16 protein-coding genes and 1 pseudogene are annotated in these 19901 nt (G+C 54.7%); 6 read left to right on the top strand and 11 right to left on the bottom strand.

Translation table 11 applies throughout. From position 1 onward, the window contains the following. From ACR0D7_RS17595 to ACR0D7_RS17585, 3 genes are read left to right on the top strand one after another with little or no spacing between them, the layout of a single operon-like run. The gene (locus ACR0D7_RS17595) at positions 1-1689 is read left to right on the top strand and encodes a hypothetical protein (RefSeq protein ID WP_480680187.1); all 1689 of its coding nucleotides are present in this window, start codon (positions 1-3) and stop codon (positions 1687-1689) included. Continuing rightward, complete coding sequence (locus ACR0D7_RS17590) at positions 1686-2315, top strand: DUF3726 domain-containing protein (protein ID WP_480680186.1); 630 nt, start codon at positions 1686-1688, stop codon at positions 2313-2315. The genes ACR0D7_RS17595 and ACR0D7_RS17590 overlap by 4 nt, the downstream gene beginning before the upstream one ends. An 11-nt stretch (positions 2316-2326) precedes the next feature. Next, positions 2327-3337 carry an Ldh family oxidoreductase gene (locus ACR0D7_RS17585; RefSeq protein WP_480680185.1) on the top strand — a complete coding sequence of 337 codons (1011 nt, stop codon included), beginning with the start codon at positions 2327-2329 and terminating at the stop codon, positions 3335-3337. A gap of 186 nt (positions 3338-3523) precedes the next feature. Here ACR0D7_RS17585 and ACR0D7_RS17580 read toward each other — a convergent pair whose 3' ends face one another. The 7 genes from ACR0D7_RS17580 to ACR0D7_RS17550 all read right to left on the bottom strand — a co-directional run bounded on the left by ACR0D7_RS17580 (position 3524) and on the right by ACR0D7_RS17550 (position 11101). Beyond that, positions 3524-3868: a RidA family protein gene (locus ACR0D7_RS17580; RefSeq protein WP_480680184.1), complete on the bottom strand. Its 345-nt coding sequence runs from the start codon at positions 3866-3868 to the stop codon at positions 3524-3526. 48 nt (positions 3869-3916) lie between these two features. Next, positions 3917-4933 (bottom strand): D-cysteine desulfhydrase family protein, encoded by a 1017-nt coding sequence (locus tag ACR0D7_RS17575; protein ID WP_480680183.1) that lies wholly within the window; start codon positions 4931-4933, stop codon positions 3917-3919. 16 nt (positions 4934-4949) lie between these two features. Continuing rightward, positions 4950-5678, bottom strand: a complete 729-nt coding sequence (locus ACR0D7_RS17570; RefSeq protein ID WP_480680182.1) for a hypothetical protein — start codon at positions 5676-5678, stop codon at positions 4950-4952. A 110-nt stretch (positions 5679-5788) separates the two neighbouring features. Beyond that, on the bottom strand, positions 5789-6529 hold the full coding sequence (locus tag ACR0D7_RS17565; protein ID WP_480680181.1) for an aspartate/glutamate racemase family protein: 741 nt from the start codon (positions 6527-6529) through the stop codon (positions 5789-5791). 27 nt (positions 6530-6556) lie between these two features. Continuing rightward, the gene (locus ACR0D7_RS17560) at positions 6557-7795 is read right to left on the bottom strand and encodes an NAD(P)/FAD-dependent oxidoreductase (RefSeq protein WP_480680180.1); all 1239 of its coding nucleotides are present in this window, start codon (positions 7793-7795) and stop codon (positions 6557-6559) included. Positions 7796-7799: 4 nt separating this feature from the next. Continuing rightward, on the bottom strand, positions 7800-10013 hold the full coding sequence (locus ACR0D7_RS17555; protein ID WP_480680179.1) for a TRAP transporter permease: 2214 nt from the start codon (positions 10011-10013) through the stop codon (positions 7800-7802). 80 nt (positions 10014-10093) lie between these two features. Continuing rightward, entirely contained in the window at positions 10094-11101 is a 1008-nt protein-coding gene (locus ACR0D7_RS17550; protein ID WP_170384070.1) for a TAXI family TRAP transporter solute-binding subunit, read from the bottom strand. A 128-nt stretch (positions 11102-11229) separates the two neighbouring features. On the opposite strand from ACR0D7_RS17550, the gene ACR0D7_RS17545 reads away from it, so the two are divergent. Next, on the top strand, positions 11230-12198 hold the full coding sequence (locus tag ACR0D7_RS17545; RefSeq protein WP_480680178.1) for a LysR family transcriptional regulator: 969 nt from the start codon (positions 11230-11232) through the stop codon (positions 12196-12198). Positions 12199-12574: 376 nt separating this feature from the next. On the opposite strand, the gene ACR0D7_RS17540 is transcribed toward ACR0D7_RS17545, so the two are convergent. The 3 genes and pseudogenes from ACR0D7_RS17540 to ACR0D7_RS17530 all read right to left on the bottom strand — a co-directional run bounded on the left by ACR0D7_RS17540 (position 12575) and on the right by ACR0D7_RS17530 (position 14391). Continuing rightward, positions 12575-13558, bottom strand: coding sequence for a glycosyltransferase (locus tag ACR0D7_RS17540; protein WP_480680177.1), 984 nt, complete (start codon positions 13556-13558; stop codon positions 12575-12577). Between the two features lie 103 nt (positions 13559-13661). After that, a pseudogene (locus ACR0D7_RS17535) lies at positions 13662-14237 on the bottom strand (UDP binding domain-containing protein); the annotation flags it as partial. A 22-nt stretch (positions 14238-14259) separates the two neighbouring features. Continuing rightward, positions 14260-14391: an NAD-binding protein gene (locus ACR0D7_RS17530; protein ID WP_480680176.1), complete on the bottom strand. Its 132-nt coding sequence runs from the start codon at positions 14389-14391 to the stop codon at positions 14260-14262. Positions 14392-14945: 554 nt separating this feature from the next. On the opposite strand from ACR0D7_RS17530, the gene ACR0D7_RS17525 reads away from it, so the two are divergent. Together ACR0D7_RS17525 and ACR0D7_RS17520 are read left to right on the top strand one after the other, a co-directional pair. Beyond that, positions 14946-16727: an ABC transporter ATP-binding protein gene (locus ACR0D7_RS17525; protein ID WP_480680174.1), complete on the top strand. Its 1782-nt coding sequence runs from the start codon at positions 14946-14948 to the stop codon at positions 16725-16727. A gap of 111 nt (positions 16728-16838) precedes the next feature. Beyond that, positions 16839-17711 carry a glycosyltransferase family 2 protein gene (locus ACR0D7_RS17520; protein ID WP_480680173.1) on the top strand — a complete coding sequence of 291 codons (873 nt, stop codon included), beginning with the start codon at positions 16839-16841 and terminating at the stop codon, positions 17709-17711. 151 nt (positions 17712-17862) lie between these two features. Here ACR0D7_RS17520 and ACR0D7_RS17515 read toward each other — a convergent pair whose 3' ends face one another. After that, positions 17863-19773, bottom strand: a complete 1911-nt coding sequence (locus ACR0D7_RS17515; protein WP_480680172.1) for a DEAD/DEAH box helicase — start codon at positions 19771-19773, stop codon at positions 17863-17865. Positions 19774-19901 lie beyond the last annotated feature (128 nt).

Genomic DNA, 19901 nt, shown 5'->3' with positions numbered 1-19901 from the left:
ATGGATTTAAAGGCGCAGACACAGATCGAAAGGCGAGACCCAGCCACTGTAATGCGGCTTTCTCGGCTAGGGTCATTGCACCAGTGTCGGCTTAGTTTCATGCGACAGTTGACGCGTCGGATGGCCCGGGAAAACTGGTCGTTCTCACGTCCCAAGTTTGACATCGATGCCAAGGGAGTCGGTTGCGCGGTCTACACAGCTCATGGGCCGGAACGGGCCTATTCGCTTGTGGCTTTTGCGCATGATTTGCCACCGGAGAAGCGTTCGGATCGGGTTATCGCTGATGCGTGGGATGCCACCTTCGCTTTGTTCGATGGCATCCCGGCTGAGGCCGATATCGAGCGTCTTTCGAAAAATGTGCCCCTGCAAGAGGCGGGGCGCATCAGCGAAAGCGAGCTGTCTTTGTCGCGCGCAAACCGCTCTGTGCGGCTTTGGACGCATGTCGTGGATGCACTGGCCGCGGGGCAGCAGCCGGATTTAGAGCAGATTTATCAAGTCGGTTACCTGATGCGCACAACAGCCGTCTATGGCTCGGGCAAGTTCGGCGCGGCAGATCGCGAGAAAGTCGCGGATCGTCCAGAGGTAAATGCACCTTTTCAGGTTGAGATGCTGTCGGTCTTTCTGACCCGAACCTTTGTGCGAGATTTAGTGCAACATATGGCGGACGCCAAAGGCGGGAGCAGGACTGTAAAACTGGACCCTGATATTGCTCGCTGGCTTGGGATTGGTAATTCCACAGGTCTTGGTATGGCGCCATTCATCGTCAACCACCCTGTTCTGTTCAACAACTGGATCATGGCGCGGGAAGAAGCAATTGCGCGTGTCAGGTCATTGGAAACCGCCAGCGAATCCGAGGTTGACCAGTTCCGAGAGCTGTTCCAACGCAGCCAATTGTCGATTTCATGGTGGCGATCGCAACATCCCATTCAGGTCGAAAAACTGGCGGCACTGACGGCTGACTTGGACACGCTTTCAGACTACCTGGATACACATGCCCAGCCTGATGCCTTTCCGTGGAACCGGTTGATGACCTGGTCGGAAACCGCACTCAGCACGGAGGGGCAGGAATTTCTGGCCTCACTGATACTGGAACCCTACGGAGAGCTCGTCGACGGGTTGGCGACATGTATGGCGGACAGCCAAGCGCAGGCATTTGTGATCGACGGGACGATGTCGATCGGACAGGCGCGTGAATTGATCCGAAACACACATGGTTGGGCACTGGAATTGGACTGGGAGGCCCGCGAAAACTGCGCCCGGGCCTGGTATGTGTCCGAAGAAAAGCTTGAACCCCGAATGGGTGAGCGGTTCGAAGAACCCATTGCTGAGTATGAACAGCCTTTGGCCCCCGCACGGGATGCAATCGCAGCCTATACCCTGATGGGTGAGTGGGACGATTCCCGGACCGTGGCCGAATTCCTGTTACTTTGTCCTGAACACCGCCACACCCTCCGCCGCGTGCAAATGAGCCGCAATGCGCCTTATGGTGAAATCCGTGACAACACGATTGGGTCTGCGGTGTTGCCGATCGACATGTTACGGGCAAAGCTGTCCTTCTTTGGCGCGACCCATTTCGATCCGCGTTCGGATCGCTGGGTGCGGATCTGCATGTATTCCGGTGCGCCCTATCCCGAAGAGCTGACCTCTGAAAATGCAGATTTCTGGGTCTATCCGCAGGTTCCGGTATGAGTTTTTCACTGAATGAAATGGAAGCAACCGCCAAGCGGGCCACCCGCGGCGCGGGCTATTCCTGGGGGCAGGCCGAAGAGGCGTCGAAAGCGACCCGCTGGCTTTGTATGCAAGGGTTGGATGGTGCCGGAACCCTGGCTCGCTTATTAGAGCGTGGTTTGACGTTGAACCTAGCCACTCATCGTCCCTCGCAAATCGAATGTCCGTGGAATGCCGAGGATGATCTGTGCCCCTTGTCCGCAGGATCGTTGTTGTCCGACAGCGTTCACTTACTGAAGACAAATCCGATCGAGATGCAGAACGTCACAATGCCCGCGCTATTGTTGCCGTTTGTGTCCAATGCGGCGCGCTTTTTGCAAGAGGCACTGACGGTTGAAATCGACGGCGTACAGGTAGTGACGGATGGCGATCGCCTGATGGCCCCCGACACTTTGCCAGATACAGCCCAAAGGGTCGTCGTATCACGAAGCGCCTCGCCGGAAGGGTCTCGCACGCGGCACACGCGCGCGTATCCCGCGCTTGAAGACTGGGATGTGCTGAACCATTTCGCCCATCGCACCTATGCCCCCGCAACTGAGGAATCCCGCCTGCTGGGTGCAGGGGCAGGGCTTTCCGACAATGACTGAGAGACATTCAAGTGACTGATACACGTACCCTGACCCTCGCCGAAATCGAAGATCTGTCCTTCCGCGCGCTGGTGGCGGCTGGCACATCCGAAGCCAACGCGCGTCCGCTGGCTCAGGCTACGGCGGCAACCGAGGCGGACGGCGTCGCAAGCCACGGGCTCGCTTATATTCCGATCTATTGTGAACACGTGCAGTGCGGCAAGGTTGATGGTCTGGCAGAGCCCATTCTGTCACGTCCAAAACCAGGCGTTGTTGCCGTGGACGCCGCAACCGGATTTGCGCATTCTGCCATTGATAAAGGGTTCGACGCCTTGATCCCTGCAGCCCGCGAACAGGGTGTGGCGGTTTTGGCGATCCGGAACAGTTATAATTGCGGTGTTTTGGGCTACCATACTTACCGACTGGCTCAGGCCGGACTGGTTGGTCTGGGGTTTACCAATGCGCCCGCCTCGATCGCGCCGTCCGGGGGGTCAAATCCTGTCGTTGGCACCAACCCGTTTTCGATCGCCACACCCGGCGTTGATGGTGAACCTGCTCTGCTGATCGACCAAAGTGCCAGCACCATCGCCAAAAGCGAAGTTATGAAGCATGCGCGCGAAGGCAAACCGATCCCTGTTGGCTGGGCACTGGATGCCGACGGCAATCCAACCACTGATCCAGAGGTTGGCCTTAAGGGCTCAATGGCGCCATCTGGCGGATACAAGGGTGTCGGTGTCGCAGTGTTGGTCGAGCTTTTGGCTGCGGCCCTGACCGGTGCCACGCTGGGTATCAATGCCTCGCCGTTTTCCGGAACTGCAGGGGGGCCGCCGAAAACCGGCCAGTTCTTTATCGCGATTGATCCCGGTGCAACCGCGCCCAATGCGTTTGAGGCCGGAGTCTCTGGTCTGGTAGATGCGATCCGAGCGCAGGAAGGCGCTCATTTGCCTGGGGACGGGCGTCGCGCCAAGCGAGTGAGAGCCCGTACAGATGGAGTCCCTGTAAGTACGGCGACACTCACCAGAATCGAGGCAATGGTTTCGTAGCGCCAGAGACTAGCACAATGTCGTTCACAGGTAGCCATTTCCAAAAGGAGGTGATCATTTGCCTGTGCTGACCACTTGTCGTGCAGAGGTTATGAGAAGAATTTAACGCACTTGCCCCTCGGAAATCACTATAAACAGTAGAGAATGCGAAGGCCGAGGGGCTGCGTTAATTGTAGTCAGAGTTGGTTAGTCGTAGGCGGCCGTCACGATCATTTCGACCTTCAAAACGTCACGGGCGAGCTTGGATTCTCCGCAGGCGCGGGCAGGTGCGTGGCCTTCGGGCACCCAGGCGTCCCAAACGGCGTTCATCTCGGCAAAGTCTGCCATTTCGGCCAGCCAGATTTCACATTTCAAAATACGTGTCTTGTCGCTGCCTGCTTTGGTCAGCAGATCTTCTACCTTGGCAAGGATATCGCTTGTTTGTTCTGCCACTGTAGGTGCGTCTGATGTCTGACCGCAGAGGTAGGCAACGCCGTTGTGCTTGACGATCCGGCTCATGCGTTGGCCGGTTTCGATACGGGTGATAGTCATGTTTCGAGTCTTTTCTGTTAGTGGATATTACGGTGGTTTTGGGTGGTTTTATGGTAGGTCGCTTGCCAACTCGTTTTGGTACCCGAAAAGTGCAGGCAGTCCACCTGTGTGCAGCATTACAACTTTTTGCCCGGGTTGGATTTCTCCTGTGTTTACAAGATGCAACAACCCCGCGAAGGTTTTCGCGGAATAGACGGGATCAAGGAATATTCCCTCGGTGCGGGCCATTTTTTCCAAAGCAGCACGGGTCATTTCACTGAGTTTGCCATATCCGGGGGGCAGTGCTTCATCCAAAACGTTGATCCTGTTCAGCAAGGGTGCTGCGTCGATGCCCAGTAAATCCGCCAGTTTCTGCAGAACGGTGGTCATGCGGGCCCGTTGCTTGTCGCGATCGCGGCGCACGCAGACCCCAAAAACAGACGAGTCACTTTCTGCCAGTGCTACCCCGGTCAATAATCCTCCATGCGTGGCGCCACTACCCGAAGGGACGATGACCGCATCGAAATCTGGCATTTGATGGCACAGTTCTTGTCCGCCGACGACATAGCCCAAGGCACCCAAAGGGGGGTGGTTTAATCCCAGGTGAATGACGTAGGGCGTACGTCCTTGAGATTTCAGTTCCTCGGCGCGCGCGTGCAACGCGGCATCTGCGCCGGTTTCGTCCTCGCCCTCGGGATAGCTCATGTGCTCGGCGCCCAGGATTTTTGCCAACAATACGTTGCCGGAACTGTAATACGCCTCGCCCATATCCGGCACGCGCTCTTCAAGTTGCAACACGGATTGCATTCCCAGTTTGGCCGCTGCGGCGGCGGCAGAGCGAACAAAATTGGACTGGACTGCGCCAGTGATCAGTATCGTGTCTGCACCTTGCTGAAGCGCATCTCCAAAGTAGAACTCAAGCTGACGTGTTTTGTTCCCACCAAACCCAAGCCCGGTGAGATCGTCGCGTTTCAGCCAGAGATCTATACCCAACTCTGCAGACAGCCTGTCCAGTCTCTCCAATGGAGTTGGGCCCGACATGAGTTGGGCACGTGGAAATCTGTCCAAATTGTCTTTTCGTGCCATCTTGTGACCTTCGAGGTTATGCCATCGTAAATGCGCGGTGAAAGAGAACGAAGCAGGCGATCAAAGACACCACGCGGATGGCTGTTTTGACGAGTGACTGTGGCAGGCAGGGGCCTATGGCGCGTCCGAGTAAGCTGCCAATCAGTGTGAGCGCGACGAAGACCCATAGTTGCGGACCATATGAGAAAGCCTGCGCCTCTGACAGGCTGTGCAACAAAAATGCGATACCGTAGGCTACCAAAGCAATGGGTTGGACCAGCTTTGCAACGTCCTTGACCGAGCGACCCTTCGCAATCAGCCCAAATACCATCAGGGGGCCGGGTGTTGCCGCCCAAACGGTTGCCAGTCCGGACAATCCCGAAACAGTTGAAAACCCCACCGTTCCAATTGAGCGGTGCAAAGGCAGTAAGGTCGTAATCACACCGATCATCAGCAGGCTAGCTGTCAGCATAAGGACGAACGCCTCGCTCAACAAAGGATAGACGGCGAGGCCCGCAACAACGCCGACAAGGCATCCAATGATCGCGGTGCGTATTGTCTGACTTTCTGTTTTCAATACGTGCCGGTCGGTCGCGACTGCTGAAACAAGGGTGTTCAACAAAAGCAGCACGGGAACTGCGGTCGAGGTGCCAAGCAGGATCATCATCGGCGGCCCGGCGATAATGCTGAACCCTATACCAACGCCGACTTGCAGCGTTGCGCCGAGGCCGATGGCAACCATCAGGATGGAAAGGTCAACGGACACTTCTATCCCCCATGGCCGCAGTTCCCTATTGCAAGGTTATCAGTATTCCGAGTTTCAGGTTGGCGTCCATGCAAATTCGACACTGAATATCTTGTCCCGCGCTGTCCTTTTTAGGCCCAAGGCATAATTCCGTCATAAGCCTTACGCGTTGCAACGGAATGCGCCATCTGCGCCAGCGTCGTCAGGTCAAAGATTGGGAGTTGCAATTCTTCTTGAAGTCGCCCGGCATATGGTGGCAAATCGGTGCACTCCAGCACCAGAGAGCGAATGTCCGGTGCCTTGTGTTTTAGTTGGCGCGCGGCCTCCAGAACTTCGGCTTCGATCAAATCGGTGTCCATGCGGGTCCGTGTGTTTCGCAAGATTACGTCAGCGAACTCACTGGTGTCCTCCAATCCTTGCACCGCGACGGGTATACCGGCCGCTCCGACACCTTCGAAATGTTTTGGCGTTAGTGCTGAAGCATTAGCGGTCAGGATACCCACCGGAGCATTGGCGCCAGTCATATGGAAGGCGAGGGGAACTTGGATCAGGCTGGATGCGAAGACCGGGACAGAAACAGCCGCCGACAATTCCTTTTGAAACAGGGCCAGAAAACCGCAGCTTCCGGTAATGGCGCGCACACCCTCAGCCTCAAGCCGCTGCGCGCCTTTGATAAATGGGGCCAGCAATTCCAGCGTAGGATTGTTCAAAAGCTTAGGGATGGTGACGCCGTCGATCATCTCGTAAAGCACCGGAAACGGCAGGCTGGACGGGTTCTTGATGTGCCCCGGAGGTTTCGGGAAATAACTTTCAAGGCACAATACCCCGATCGAAGCTCCGCAGATATTTTGGCCGCCATTGTAAACCGGCATTGTGTCAGGTCCTTTCGGGTTGGAGGTTCAAAACCGAGCCAGCGAAAACGGGGCCAGATCGATGTTTGGTCTGCGATCGGACACAAGATCCGCGACAAGCTCGCCAGTTTTCGGAGCCATCATCAACCCGTAATGAGAATGCCCAAAAGCCGTGAACAGCCCGTCTTGGCCACTAACTGGTCCGATTGCGGGCAAACTGTCGGGAAATGAAGGGCGCCTTCCCATCCAGAACTGAACTCCGTCTGTATCAAGGTCGGGCACCAGCGATTTGGCCTGATCCGTCAGTATCTTTTCCTTGCGCGGATCAGGTGGCGCGTCGATGCCACCAAATTCTGCCGTGCCAGCCACCCTCAGGCCACATTGCATCGAACTTGCAACCACCTTAGCGTCCACATCCATGATTGAGTTGTTCAGCACGGCAGAGGGGGTCGGGAATTCAACATGATAACCACGCTCGGCCACAAGCGGCACGGGCAGTCCCAGCGGTTTAAGCAAGTCAGCGGACCACACCCCGGCGGCAAGCACGACATGGTGCGCATGCAGCGTCTCTTGCGACGTGCCAATCTGCCATCCACCATCTTCAGCGCGGGTCAGCTTGGTGACTTCAGTCCGAACGACTTCGGCCCCTTGCGCGCGTACTTTTTCGGCCAGAACGGCACCCAATCGCCCCGGTGAGGTAGCCCTTGCCTGACCTTTGATCACAATTGCGGCCTTAAAGTCTTTTGACAGTGCCGGCTCAAGACGCCGTAACTCAGCGCTGTCTATACGCTCCAGCTCGCCGCCCTTTTCCCGGCGGATCAGATAACCAAGCTCGTCTAGATCGGCATGTTCCGGGTTGCGGAACGCGTGGATATAGTAGCTGTCAGTTATCAGGTTTTCGTGTTCAGTACCTTGCAGATGCCGACGGTACAGGTCGATGGATGGGCGACATAAAAGTTCCATCGCATCTGAAACTTCGCGAACAGTTTTTTCGCCGGACTTACCCAAAAAGCGCAGCCCCCACGGGATCATTTTTGGCCAGAAGGACGCCCGGACTGAAAGCGCGCTTTTGGGGTCCAACAACATTTGTGGAAGTTTCTTCCAAATGCCCGGAACCGCCTGCGGAATGATTGACCAGGGGGACACCACGCCTGCATTCCCGAACGATGTTTCCTGCCCCGGTTCACCCCGGTCCACTAGTCGGACCGGGATGCCTCGCTCTTGCAGGGACAGTGCGCAACAGATGCCGACGATCCCTGCGCCGATGATGGTAACTTGCTCGGTCATCCTGTCAGGCCGGGGAGTGGCTGCGATTGCGGGCGATCAACTGGGTTACAATAACCGGTGAGGCCACAGCCAGCGCGATCAGATCGGCCGTCAGGCTTGGCGCCACAAAGATTATGCCTGCGACAGCCATCAGGATGCGGGACACAATGTTCAGCGGCTTCAGCCAATATCCGACCACTGCGGCGGATAGTGCGATAACCCCTGCAATGCAGCTGGTTGCGGTATATGTGAACTCCCACAGATTGAACCCGGTGGACGACACGAACAGCAGGACCGGCGCATAGACAAAGGCCATCGGTGCGATCACCTTGCCCAAGCCCAGTGTAAAGGCCGACAATCCGGTTCGGAACGGGTTCGAGTTGGCAATCGCCGCCGCAGCATAGGCCGAGGTACAGACTGGTGGCGTAATCTCGGACACCACACCATAGTAGAGCACGAACAGGTGGCTTGCGATCGGCGGAACACCCAGTTGCGCCAGCGCGGGCTGCGCCACTGAGACCAGCATGATGTAAAGTGCGGTTGTCGGAATGCCCGCGCCCATCAGGATGCAGACGATGGCAATGAAGACCAGCGAGATGAACAGCTGCAGATCTTCCATCGCAAACAGCTGGAAGCTGCCGAACGAGATCATGTTGTAAAGATCCGATGCCAGATTACCTGCGCCCTGCGTCACCATGAATCCGATGCGGAAGCCGATGCCGGTGGTGTTGATCACGCCGACCACGATGCCCACTGCAGCAGCTGCGGCACCAACGGCCAGCGAGTATTTCACACCCAGTTCAACCGCTTGCAGCATCTCGGGCACTTCGATCCGTTTTTGCGGATTCAACGTCGCAACTACCGATAAGGCACAGAGAATCGCGGTCATGGTTAGGTCGAACCCGCCATCCGAGAATTTCCAAAGGACAAAGGTCAGGAATGCCGCTGCGTAAATCAAAGTCGGTGGCTGTTTGATACGAGACATACCCGCAATCACCGCCAGCGAGATACCGCAGAAGGCCGACATGAATGGTGTATAACCGGTGAACAGAACCACCAGCAGACCAATCAAAGGTACAATGTTGGCCCACCCCTCAGCCCAGACGGCCTTGAGTTGCGGCAGTTGGTCTTTGGTCAGACCCTTCAGGTCCAGTTTGCGCGCCATCAGGTGTACGACGGCAAAGACACCGACGTAGTGCAGAAGTGCCGGAAAGATAGCCGCGATCACGATTGTGGTGTACGGGACCTCAAGGAACTCGGCCATGATAAACGCCGCAGCGCCCATGATCGGCGGCGTGATCTGGCCACCAGCCGAGGACGCGGCCTCGACCCCGCCCGCAAAATGGCCGGGATATCCAAGGCGCTTCATGTTGGGAATTGTCAGCGCGCCGGTCGAAACGGTGTTGGCCACCGAAGAGCCCGAGATCGTGCCGAAGAAGGCCGAGGATACCACCGACACTTTTGCCGGACCGCCAGTATAGCGCCCCGCCAAAATCGTTGCGTTGTCGATGAACAGTTGCCCCAGTCCGGTGCGTTGAGCGATGACGCCGAACAGGACGAAATGAAAGACGATGGTGGAAACAACCCAGAGCGTGACGCCATAGATGCCTTCCTGCGGGAAATACATAGACGACACGAAGGTTTTGAAGTTCACACCCGGATGTTGCAGCAAGCCGGGGAAATACGGCCCCAGCAGTGCGTAAGAGATAAACACACAGATGATCAGCGGCAGTACCCAGCCCAGTGTTCGGCGCGCGATGTCCAGCACCAGAAGGATGATGATCACGCCTAGAAAGACGTCATAGCCATTGGGGTTGCCCATACGGAACGTCTGTTCCTCAATCCCCAGGAACGGGATGCCCCGCCAGGCGACGCCGACGTACAACGCAGCGATGATGCCAAGCGCCATGAACACCAGATCGTAAAGAGGGATATTGCCGATCCGGAACCGGCTGACCTTGAGAGCATAAAGGCTTTTGGAGCCTATGATCGGTATGGTGGCATAGACCAGAATAAACAGCAGGGCCAGATAGATGCCCATGTGCCAGTGGTCGGCAGGCAGGCCAAATCCGGCGGTAAAGAATTCATAGAATGCAAAGATCAGAGCGACAACGCGCAGAACCTTGCCGGTGGTTGGAGTGACCTGCCGGACAGCGGCACCTTCGTCGAACTGTTCTTCGATGGCCGCAAGTTCTTCGGCCGTCAGTTCGTGGTCATCAAGTTTCTGGGTCTCGGACATGATGGCCCCCTGATTTCGCAAAGTTCAAGTGTGCGGTGCCCCAATAGGGGCACCGGACGATAAGTTACGGTGAGATACGATTACTGCAGAAGACCAGCTTCTTTGTAGAACTTCTCGGCGCCCGGATGCAGCGGAACACCCAGCGCTTCAACGCCGTTCAAGGCCGTGTCGGCCGTGATTTGCTTGCCTTTAGCGTGGCCGTTATCCAGCAGCTTGCGGGTGTTGTCGTTCCACAGGGCCTTGGTCAACTGATAGACCAGATCATCCGACAAGTCGGAAGAGACAACCAGCATCGCGCTGACCGCAGGTGTTTTGGTTTCGCCGTCGATGCCTTCATACACTCCGCCCGGAATGACCGAAGGGATATAGGCCGGAATGATCTCGTTGATCTTGGCCAGATCTTCGTCGCTGAAGGAATGCAGGTTCATGCCCTTGGTCGAGGACAGCTGCACCATAGCGGCAACCGGCCAGCCTGCGGCATAGAAATAGGCATCCAACTGACCGTCGGCCAGGCGCTCGGCGCTTTGGCTATTGTTCAGTTCGGCTTCGTCCATGTTGTCACGGTTGACGCCCCAGGCGTCCAGCATTTGCAGCACGGCAACTTGTGTGCCCGACCCCGCCTGCGCGATGCCTACGCGCTTGCCTTCCAGATCACCCAGATCGTTGATCGTAGCGTCGGCAGGCAGAACAAGGTGCAGGTCTTCGGGGAACAGGTTTGCCACGATACGCAGTTTCGGGTGCGGTTTACCCTCAAACTTGCCTTCGCCCAGATACATCGAGCGGGTAACGTCGGCAGCGGCCAGTCCGGCCTCAAGTTCTCCATTTTGCACGGCGGCGTTGTTGAAAACCGATGCGGTGGTGGATTGTGCAATCGCAATCAGACCCGGAACGCCGCACTGGCCACCTTCTTCACATGGGCGCGAGCCCGGAGGGGCGGAAATACCGTTTGCAATGGTCCCGCCAATGGGGAAGTAGGTGCCGCCGGCGCCGCCTGTTCCGATGCGGAAAAAGGTCGGGTCCTGCGCCAATGCAGGCGCTGCAAGCACGCTTGCCAATGCCAGACCAGTCAAGCATTTCACAAAATTCATCATCGTCTCCCTTGTTGGATCGTCAGATTCGGTTTGGCCGAATTTAGATCATGCAAGCCTAGTGGTAATTTGCATAAATACAAATTTGTTATATTTAACTAAACTAAAGCATAGCTTATGTAGAGATCATGAACCTTACTCAACTTACCGTTTTTCGCGAGGTGATGGAGACAGGCTCCATCTCTCAAACCGCGAGGAAACTGAACCGCACACAGCCGGCGATCAGTTTGGCATTGAAGAACCTGGAAAAGTCGTTGGGCCTGACGCTTTTCGAGCGTAAAGGGCGCCGGTTGGTCCCCGTTCCCGAAGCGCATTATCTTTTGGCCGAAACCACAGGTATACTGGATCGTCTCTCGACGATTTCAAACACGATGGAGGGGTTGATCAAGGGCCATTCCGGCAGTCTTAACATTGCCACAATGCCCGGACCATCCGCCTTTTTATTCCCGCGTTTTATTAGTCAATCGGTCGGTGAAAACCCCGAGATTCGCATTACGCTGTCCACGCGCAGTTCACCTCAAATCATGGAGCTTGCGGGGACGCAGAACATCGATTTCGGTTTTGCAGATTTTGAGTACTCGGTAGGAAGAGAGCCGCAGTATTCAGCCGAATTGATCCGGGCAGACTGTTTTTGTGCTGTGGATCGTGAAAGCCCGCTTGCCTCTTGCACAAGCTTGACAATTTCCGACTTGGACGGGGTGCCAATGGGGGGATTGCATGCAACGCATCCATTCCAAAAAAAAATTCGGCGAGAGTTTCAGGATGCATGCGCTGACTACAACCCTACGGTAACCTGCCAGTACTTTCTCCCGCTTATTCCATTTGTAAGCTCTGGTCAGTGCTGTTCGATTGTGGATCCTCTAACTGTGGCAACCGAACACGAAATGAATCTGTCCAACGGAAAGGTTGCGTTTGTACCCTTCAAAGAACCACTCAGATATGAATATGCGCTTCTCGAACCTAATCACCGACCGCCGTCTCAATTGGCGCTGAAGATCAAGGCGGGCTGGAAGGCCGAAGTTTTGAAGATGCTGGAAGGCGTGAATGCCAATCCTCGCGCCAAATATATTGCTGAGGCAGAAGGCAAGCAAAGTTAGATCCCTGCAATTTTGTGGTCTTTACATCGAGTATTGCAAGGGGCTGGTATGTTTACTCATGGCGATTGTTCAATTGCAGGGTTTGGCGTGGCGCCCAAGCCGGCCTGAGTTCAATGGTTAACCACCTAATTTTCGTCGCGGTCGCGCAGTATTGTGTTTTTCCTGGAAAAGTGTGCCGTGCTCATCAAAATGCAATCGGAGCGCGACAGCTTCGTGCACAGTGAATTCGGTCCTTAGTGCCTTTTCATGACTGTGCTTCAGCTTTGTCGGAGAAGCTCAATGCACCTGGCTCCCGAAGTTTAATGCTCGACCCAAAACGCATCTGTCGCTACTGATTGTATCTCTGGTCGAAGTAAGTCGGTCGCTTAGGAAATTTTCAGTGGCCACTGACTTTCTTGTAAAGCGAAGACTTATAGCCGAAGGGGATGCCCAGAACGCCGACGAGCCATCCTGCGGTACGGGCTATCTCGATCAGTCTTTTCTGTGGCTGGAAGGGAAGCAAAATGACCAAGGCTGCCAGTACGATTATTCGTAGGGGCGCAGTGGCGATATGTATCAACGCTTTGACCGGTCGCTGTTCCATCTTTCTGCGCATATGTGTGTTGGCCTGATCTCGGCCACGCGCCGCCTGATACCAGAAAGACAGTCGTTCGGCTGGTATGTATTCATAAACAAACGCGTCGTTTACCCAGCCGGTCGCTAGTCCTGCGGCGACTGTTTCGGCGTAAAACTTGGCATCAGTTCCACCTGTCATCCGCATCGTTTCGTCGAACCAGATGTCGTGATCGGTGAACAGCCGAGTTTCCCCCAGCCAGTTGTTGGTAACGATTGTCACTCCTCCAGTATCTTCCAGCGTGGCCCGCTTGGACGCTGCCTTCTCTTTTGTCAGATACCGATGTTTGATGTTGCTCAGCATCAACCGCTGCAGTGCGGTTTCTTTTCCCGAAGGCGGTGCGGCCCGCAATGGCGCGCCCAAAAGAACGGCCGAGCTGGCCCTGTATCCCGCTATCAAGCGATCCAGCCAATCCGAAGCCACAGTTTCGTCATCATCGATAAAGCAGAGCAGATCAGACTCTTGAGCGATCGCTATGCGGGCGGCACAATTTCGGCCAAATGGGATGCCGGGCTCCGTCTCTAGCGCATAGGAAAGAAGCGCACCATTCGGCAGGGTATCTCCATATGCACGAACCGCAGCTTCGCTGTTCGGCGCGGAGTCATTTTCGACCACAAGGCAACGGACAGAACAGTTTTCTGGAAGAATCATTTCGCCCCAGCTTTTCAGTAAGCTCGATAGCATGTCCGGACGCTGCCTGGTCAGGACCGCGACTGTGATCTTTAAATGAGATGAACGACGATCCATGGGGATTGCAAAAACCTCTCGTTTTAATACGGCTGCGCCGGTGTTTTGTGGCATCCGCTAAAATACTGGCGTTTGAGAAGAATTCTAGGGTTCTAAGGTGCGATCAGCGCCCAATGCCAACATAAGTTTCAAACCCGGCTTTTTGAGCACTGCCTTGAGAGTTGATGTTCCTGAGATCTACCATCATTGGGCGATCCATGGTTTTGGTCAAATCACTAAGGTTAAGGGCACGGAACTCGTTCCACTCGGTTAGCAACACGACGGCATCTGCGCCCTGAGCTGCCAGATAGGGATCGTCGCACCATTTCACGCCGGTTAACAGTTCCTCACCCTCGGTCCGACGCTGCGGGTCGACTACCCTTACTTTGGCTCCGCCATCGACCAGCGCGGGGACGATTGTCAGGGAAGGTGCCTCACGCATGTCGTCAGTGTTGGGTTTGAAGGTTACTCCCAGCACTGACACTGTCTTGCCGTTGAAACTGTCTTCGCTGGCTTCTCTGATTTTCTCGATCATCCGCTTCTTCACACTGTCATTTAAGCGAATAACCGTTTCGGTGATCTGCATTGGAAACGCATTTTCCTGTGCGATCCGGGCCGGGGCGGCGGTATCTTTAGGGAAACACGAACCGACGTAACCGGGTCCTGCGTGCAAAACCTTGTTGCCGACAAGGCCGTCAACACATCCAGGCCAGGCTCCTAGATCAGTAGATTGTCAACTTGAAGCTTTCGAACCGTTCTGAATTTTCGACGCAGACCACGTCATGGCCAAAATCCGAAAAATACACCCATGAAACCAATCCGACATAGCCTGTGCCGATAATTGCAAAGCGCAAAATTCAATGCCTTTCCCTAAATGTGACCAAGGTCACTTGCGCGTTCGTAGTATCTGGTGCCGGTACAATTGAAGACGTGTAAAACAGATCCCGTAGGTCTAGGCTGCTCCGATACTCAGGTCGCGCAATCAGTTCCGCAAATGTACAAGAAGCTCTTGAGAAATAACGCTTCTTAAAGCTTTTGCCCCAAACGACGTATTCGGCTAGCCCTGTTGCTTTAACAACGCCTGAATTGGCCGATAAGGAATTGTTCAAACTGTTCAGAAGGGGCGGATCGGAACCGATTTATCTATCGTGCTCGGTGCATTCCACTAGCGAAAAAAGCTGTGCGGCTGTTGAAACTGTACATCCGAACCCCAAATAGCCACGGATCTGGCAGATAGTCTCATTGCCGATAAAGCTGCGGTGAGCACCTGAATAGCCAAATCAGGTTACAGATAATGAGAAAAAACTTTGAGCGTCGTCCAGCTAAGGGCATGCGCAAGTAAACCGGGTTGCATCGTAGCCTGAATTCAATCAGGTATACGGCACTTCAGACAGGTTGGAATTTTGCTTTGCAAAAAACAAAACTGAAAATCGCGGCGACGCTGAACGATTCCATCTTATGGCGGCTGCTGAGGGAAAACCTACGATCTCAGATGCCTCTTTACATCATTGCGATCATTGCAATGGTTTTAGTTGCAGGTACGACCGCCGCTGTCGCGTGGATCATGAGAGATGTCGTGGATTCATTGTTCGAAGCGGATAATGCGTCACAGGTCTTGGGCGTTTCGATTGCAGTTTTTGTGATATTCTTAGTCAAAGGGGTTGCAACCTATGTACAGGTTGTGGCGTTGACGCGTGCAGGTAACCGGATTGTTTCGCGTCAACAGATAAAGCTCTATGATAAATTGCTGCGTCAGGGCGTGTCTTTTTTTAACCTTACTGAAAGCTCAAACCTTCTGACGAGGGTTACCCAATCCGCCCAAGCAGCTCGCCAGGTTATTGAGATTATCGTTACCACAGCGGTTCGCGACACGCTCAGCTTAGTCGGGCTGCTGGCAGTTATGTTTTATCAGCAACCGCTTTTGTCGCTTTTTACTTTGGTGATTGGTCCGCTTGCGATCTGGGGTGTTCGTAAGTTGTTGCGAAGAGTGCGTGAGATTGCCGACATGGAGATGCAATCTCTTGGGGCGATCATGCAAGTGATCCAGGAAACGTCCGCGGGTATCCGGGTCATCAAGTCATTTGGGCTGGAAGAGCGGATGGCCAATCGCATGAACGAGTCGGTCAAAAGTGTTGAGAAGCGCCGAAATAAACTAGCGCGTCTGCAAGCTGCAACCAGCCCACTGATGGATATCCTCGCGGGCTTTGCCATTGCGTCGGTCATCGGGCTGAGCGCGGCCAACATATTCGGTTCCGGTGGCTCTACACCCGGTGAGTTGATGTCTTTTGTGACTGCATTGATGATGGCGTATGAGCCGGCCAAAAGACTGTCTCGTGTTCGCGTTAAACTTGAGCTTGGATTGCGGCGGGTGAGAATGCTGTTCAATCTACTGGATCAACCTGAAACCTTGGCAGAAGAGGAAGATCCGCAAGTGCTGCCTCTTGGTCCAAGGGAGGTCAAGTTTGACAATGTCACATTCGGCTATCGTAACAGCGAGCCCATACTTAAAAACCTTTCTTTGACTTTCGAAGCCGGGAAAACCACAGCGTTGGTCGGTTTGTCCGGAGGGGGCAAGTCAACCATTCTAAACCTTGCGCTTCGGCTATACGATCCGCAAAGCGGGCAGGTTACAATTGATGGCCAGGACGTTAAGTATGCTTCATTTAAAAGCTTACGCGCGAACACGTCGTTTGTTGGCCAGGAAACGTTTTTGTTCTCAGCATCTATTGCCGACAACATCCGGCTTGGCAGGGAAGGGGCTTCACTAGAGGAAGTCATCGAGGTGGCAAAAGCGGCCAATGCTTACGACTTCATCACAAATCTGGAAAATGGGTTTGACACGCTCGTAGGTGAAAACGGAGCATTCTTGTCTGGTGGGCAAAAGCAACGCCTGGCAATTGCACGCGCCTTGTTGCGGGACAGTCCTATTTTGTTGCTGGACGAGCCGACAAGCGCACTTGATTCCAAGTCTGAACACCTTGTGCAAGAGGCCTTCCAGAGGCTGACTGCCGGGCGGACGACGATTATTGTTGCGCATCGTCTATCCACAATCCTTCACGCTGACCAGATCGCGGTGATTGAGGCTGGCGAGGTTGTCGAAAAAGGAAGCGCCAGCGAGTTGCTTGAAAATGACGGTGCATTTCGTGCCTTGTACGATCACCAGTATTCCAATTCAGCTCATTCTGAGTGAACACTTATCTATCAAGAGAATGTGTGGCCACTTCTAGGTTCACAATCGACGGCGACGCATCTTCTCGCAATATTAGAACTCCTCTGCGGAACCTTGATTGCAGGAACGGATATGGACGCATCAATTATCATTCCAACTTACTATAGCTGGGACAAATTGCAGTCCTGTCTGGATTGCCTCGCTTCTCAAACTGTTGGGGCGGAAAGGTTTGAGATCATTGTGGTGAACAATGCGCCCTCGGATCCCACGCCGGAAGACTTTCGACTTCCTTCAAATGCTCAGGTACTTACAGAAGATAAGCCTGGCTCATATGCCGCTCGAAACAGAGGGATCGCCGCAGCGCAGGCCAAGCTATTGTTTTTCACAGATTCAGATTGTCTTCCTGTTCCGGAATACGTGGAAAGCGGCTTGCGTATCGCACAGGACCATCCAGATATCGGCCGATTTGGCGGCGACGTCGTGCTTGTACCCAATGGCCCCGAATGGACATCGGTTGAATTGTACGACTACCATTTCTGCCTTGAGCAAAAGAAATGGGTAGAACGTGGTCGCGCCGTTACGGCCAATCTCATTGCACGTCGTTACATGTTTGATCGGATCGGTTTGTTCAATGGTGAAGTGTTGTCGGGTGGCGATATGGAATGGAATGACCGCGCAACAGCTGCTGGCGAGCCGATAGTTTTTGCCGCCGACGCGATTGTCCAACATCCTGCCCGGGGTAATTTGCAGGAATTTGCTACAAAAGTGCGCCGCATCGAGGGCGCAAGAATTCGCCGAAATGCCCGACGCGGAGCATTAAACTATGTTCCTCCAATTCAGAAACTGATTCCTTCGTTTCGGATCTTCAAGAAGATGCGGAAGGATCCTGACCTAAATCTCCGCCAGGCTTTGGGGATTTGGCGCGTTCAATATATTTTGCGGTTGGTTATGATCTCTGAAACAGTCCGGTTGCTTTGGTTTAAGCAGTCGGATGTCAGGAAGTAGGTTTGACGCGCGTCAGACGCGCGTCTTCCCTAATTGCTTTTGGGTAAGTGCCTTGAAGGGTCCGATTCCGGCAAGATGAGCCCGACACTAACGGGGCGGTTCTGTCAAGGCGAAGCCAGTCCGCTGGCTCCGGTCTCTCAAAGATTAAAGCTTACTTCTTGCGAACTGGCACTGCATTACCACCTTTTTTCGACATGGCCGCACGAGCGCGATTTTTCTTGCTATTTGGCTTGCCTTTTGGTGGTGGTGGACCTTTTGGACGGTCGCTGGCGTTTTTTCGATTTGGTTTCTTGGCCTGTCCAGTGCGATTGGTGTCATCACGGTTAGGCTTGGCATTTTTTTCCGTTTTTTCGGGCCGCGCTACAGCTTTCTTCTGTCGCGGTTTGGCAGGTTGCGGCTCAACAAGGCGAGGCGGTTTTCCCTCGGCTTTTGCCGGGCTTCTTTTGCCTTTTGTGCCGCGCTTTGGACCCGACTTACCAGATTTTGAAAGATCGGGTGCTGTCTCCAACCTTACGATGTCTTTCGTGCGTTCGACCTTCATATCTGGTCCGATGGCCTTCAAGAAACCGGGTACGCTGCTTTCACGTATTTCTATGTAGGTCACGTCCTCTGCGATGCGGATCGCGCCAATATCGGCCTTGGTGATATTCCCGGCCTTACACACCATTGGCAGAAGATAACGTGGAGACGCATTTTGATTGCGCCCCTCAGACAATGAGAACCACACGCTCGGCCCAAAATCTGCCTGTGACCTTGGCGCAGCTGTAGCCACGTCGCTCAACTCTTCGGGCGCGGAATGTTGGCCTTTGTATTGCCGGACATATGCGGCAGCAAGTTGCTCTGGCGTGAACTTCGCCACCAGTTCATCCACCGACGCGCGCTCGCTGTCGGCAATGTCTGCCTCCCAGTCATCAGAACCGAACATCCGCGCCAAATCCTGTGCATTGACTTCGTCAGCCGACGGTGCCGCGCCCCATTGGGCGGTAAGTTTGGCGAATTTCAAAAGCCGTTCGGCTTTTTTGACCGAACTCGGAGCAACGATCAGAGTGCTGACACCTTTGCGCCCGGCACGTCCGGTCCGACCAGATCGGTGCAGAAGGGTTTCATGGCTGTTGGGCAGTTCAGCATGGATCACAAGATCCAAATTCGGCAGATCAATCCCTCGTGCCGCGACATCTGTTGCGACACAGACCCGGGCGCGCCCGTCGCGCATCGCTTGCAGGGCATTCGAACGCTCGCTTTGCGTCAGCTCTCCTGAGAGGGCTACAACCGAAAATCCACGGTTTGACAACCGGGCCGTCAAGCGACCCACCATGGCGCGGGTGTTGCAAAACACGATGGCGTTTGGGGCCTCGTAGTACCGCAAGACATTGATGATCGCGTTTTCCCCATCACGAGGGGCCACTTTCATTGCCCGGTATTCGATGTCGGCGTGCTGGGTCCGTTCACTGACGGTGCTGACACGTTCAGCATTCTGCTGGTACCGGGTGGCAAGATTTGCAATGGCGCGTGGGACTGTGGCTGAAAACAGCAGGGTCTGCCGGTCCGTCGGTGTTTCTTCGAGGATGAACTCCAGATCCTCACGGAACCCAAGGTCGAGCATTTCGTCGGCCTCGTCCAGCACCACCGCACGCACCGCTGTCAGGTCGATCGAGCCGCGCATGATGTGATCGCGCAGGCGCCCCGGTGTCGCTACAACGATATGCGCACCACGGGCCAGTGCACGGCGTTCATCGCGCATATCCATGCCGCCGACACAGGAAGTAATGAAGGCACCTGCATCTGCGTAAAGCCAACCAAGCTCTCGCTTGACCTGCATAGCAAGCTCGCGTGTTGGGGCGATAACCAGCGCCAAGGGCGCCCCGCTGGTGTCAAATACTTCTGCCTCGCCCAAAATTGTGGATGCGATGGCCAGACCGAAACCTATAGTCTTGCCTGATCCGGTCTGAGCCGAGACCAGCAAGTCCCGGCCCTTAAGTTCTGGGTCTGATACGGCCTCTTGGACTGGAGTCAGTGTGGTATACCCTTTGCGCGAAAGGGCATCTGAAATTGTCTGTTTCATGGTTCGGCTCTTTTGGGTGCTGCGGCCACCCTCAGAGCGTCCAACAGACGGATCAACGTCGAAGCGCTGTCCATACTGAGAGAAGAACCGGATGTATAGTGTTGATGATTGTGGGACGTGAGAACGAC

Source organism: Ruegeria sp. BB7 (assembly GCF_056539365.1).
Note: the sequence above shows the minus strand (reverse complement) of the source record. Positions and strands in the feature narration are given on the sequence as shown.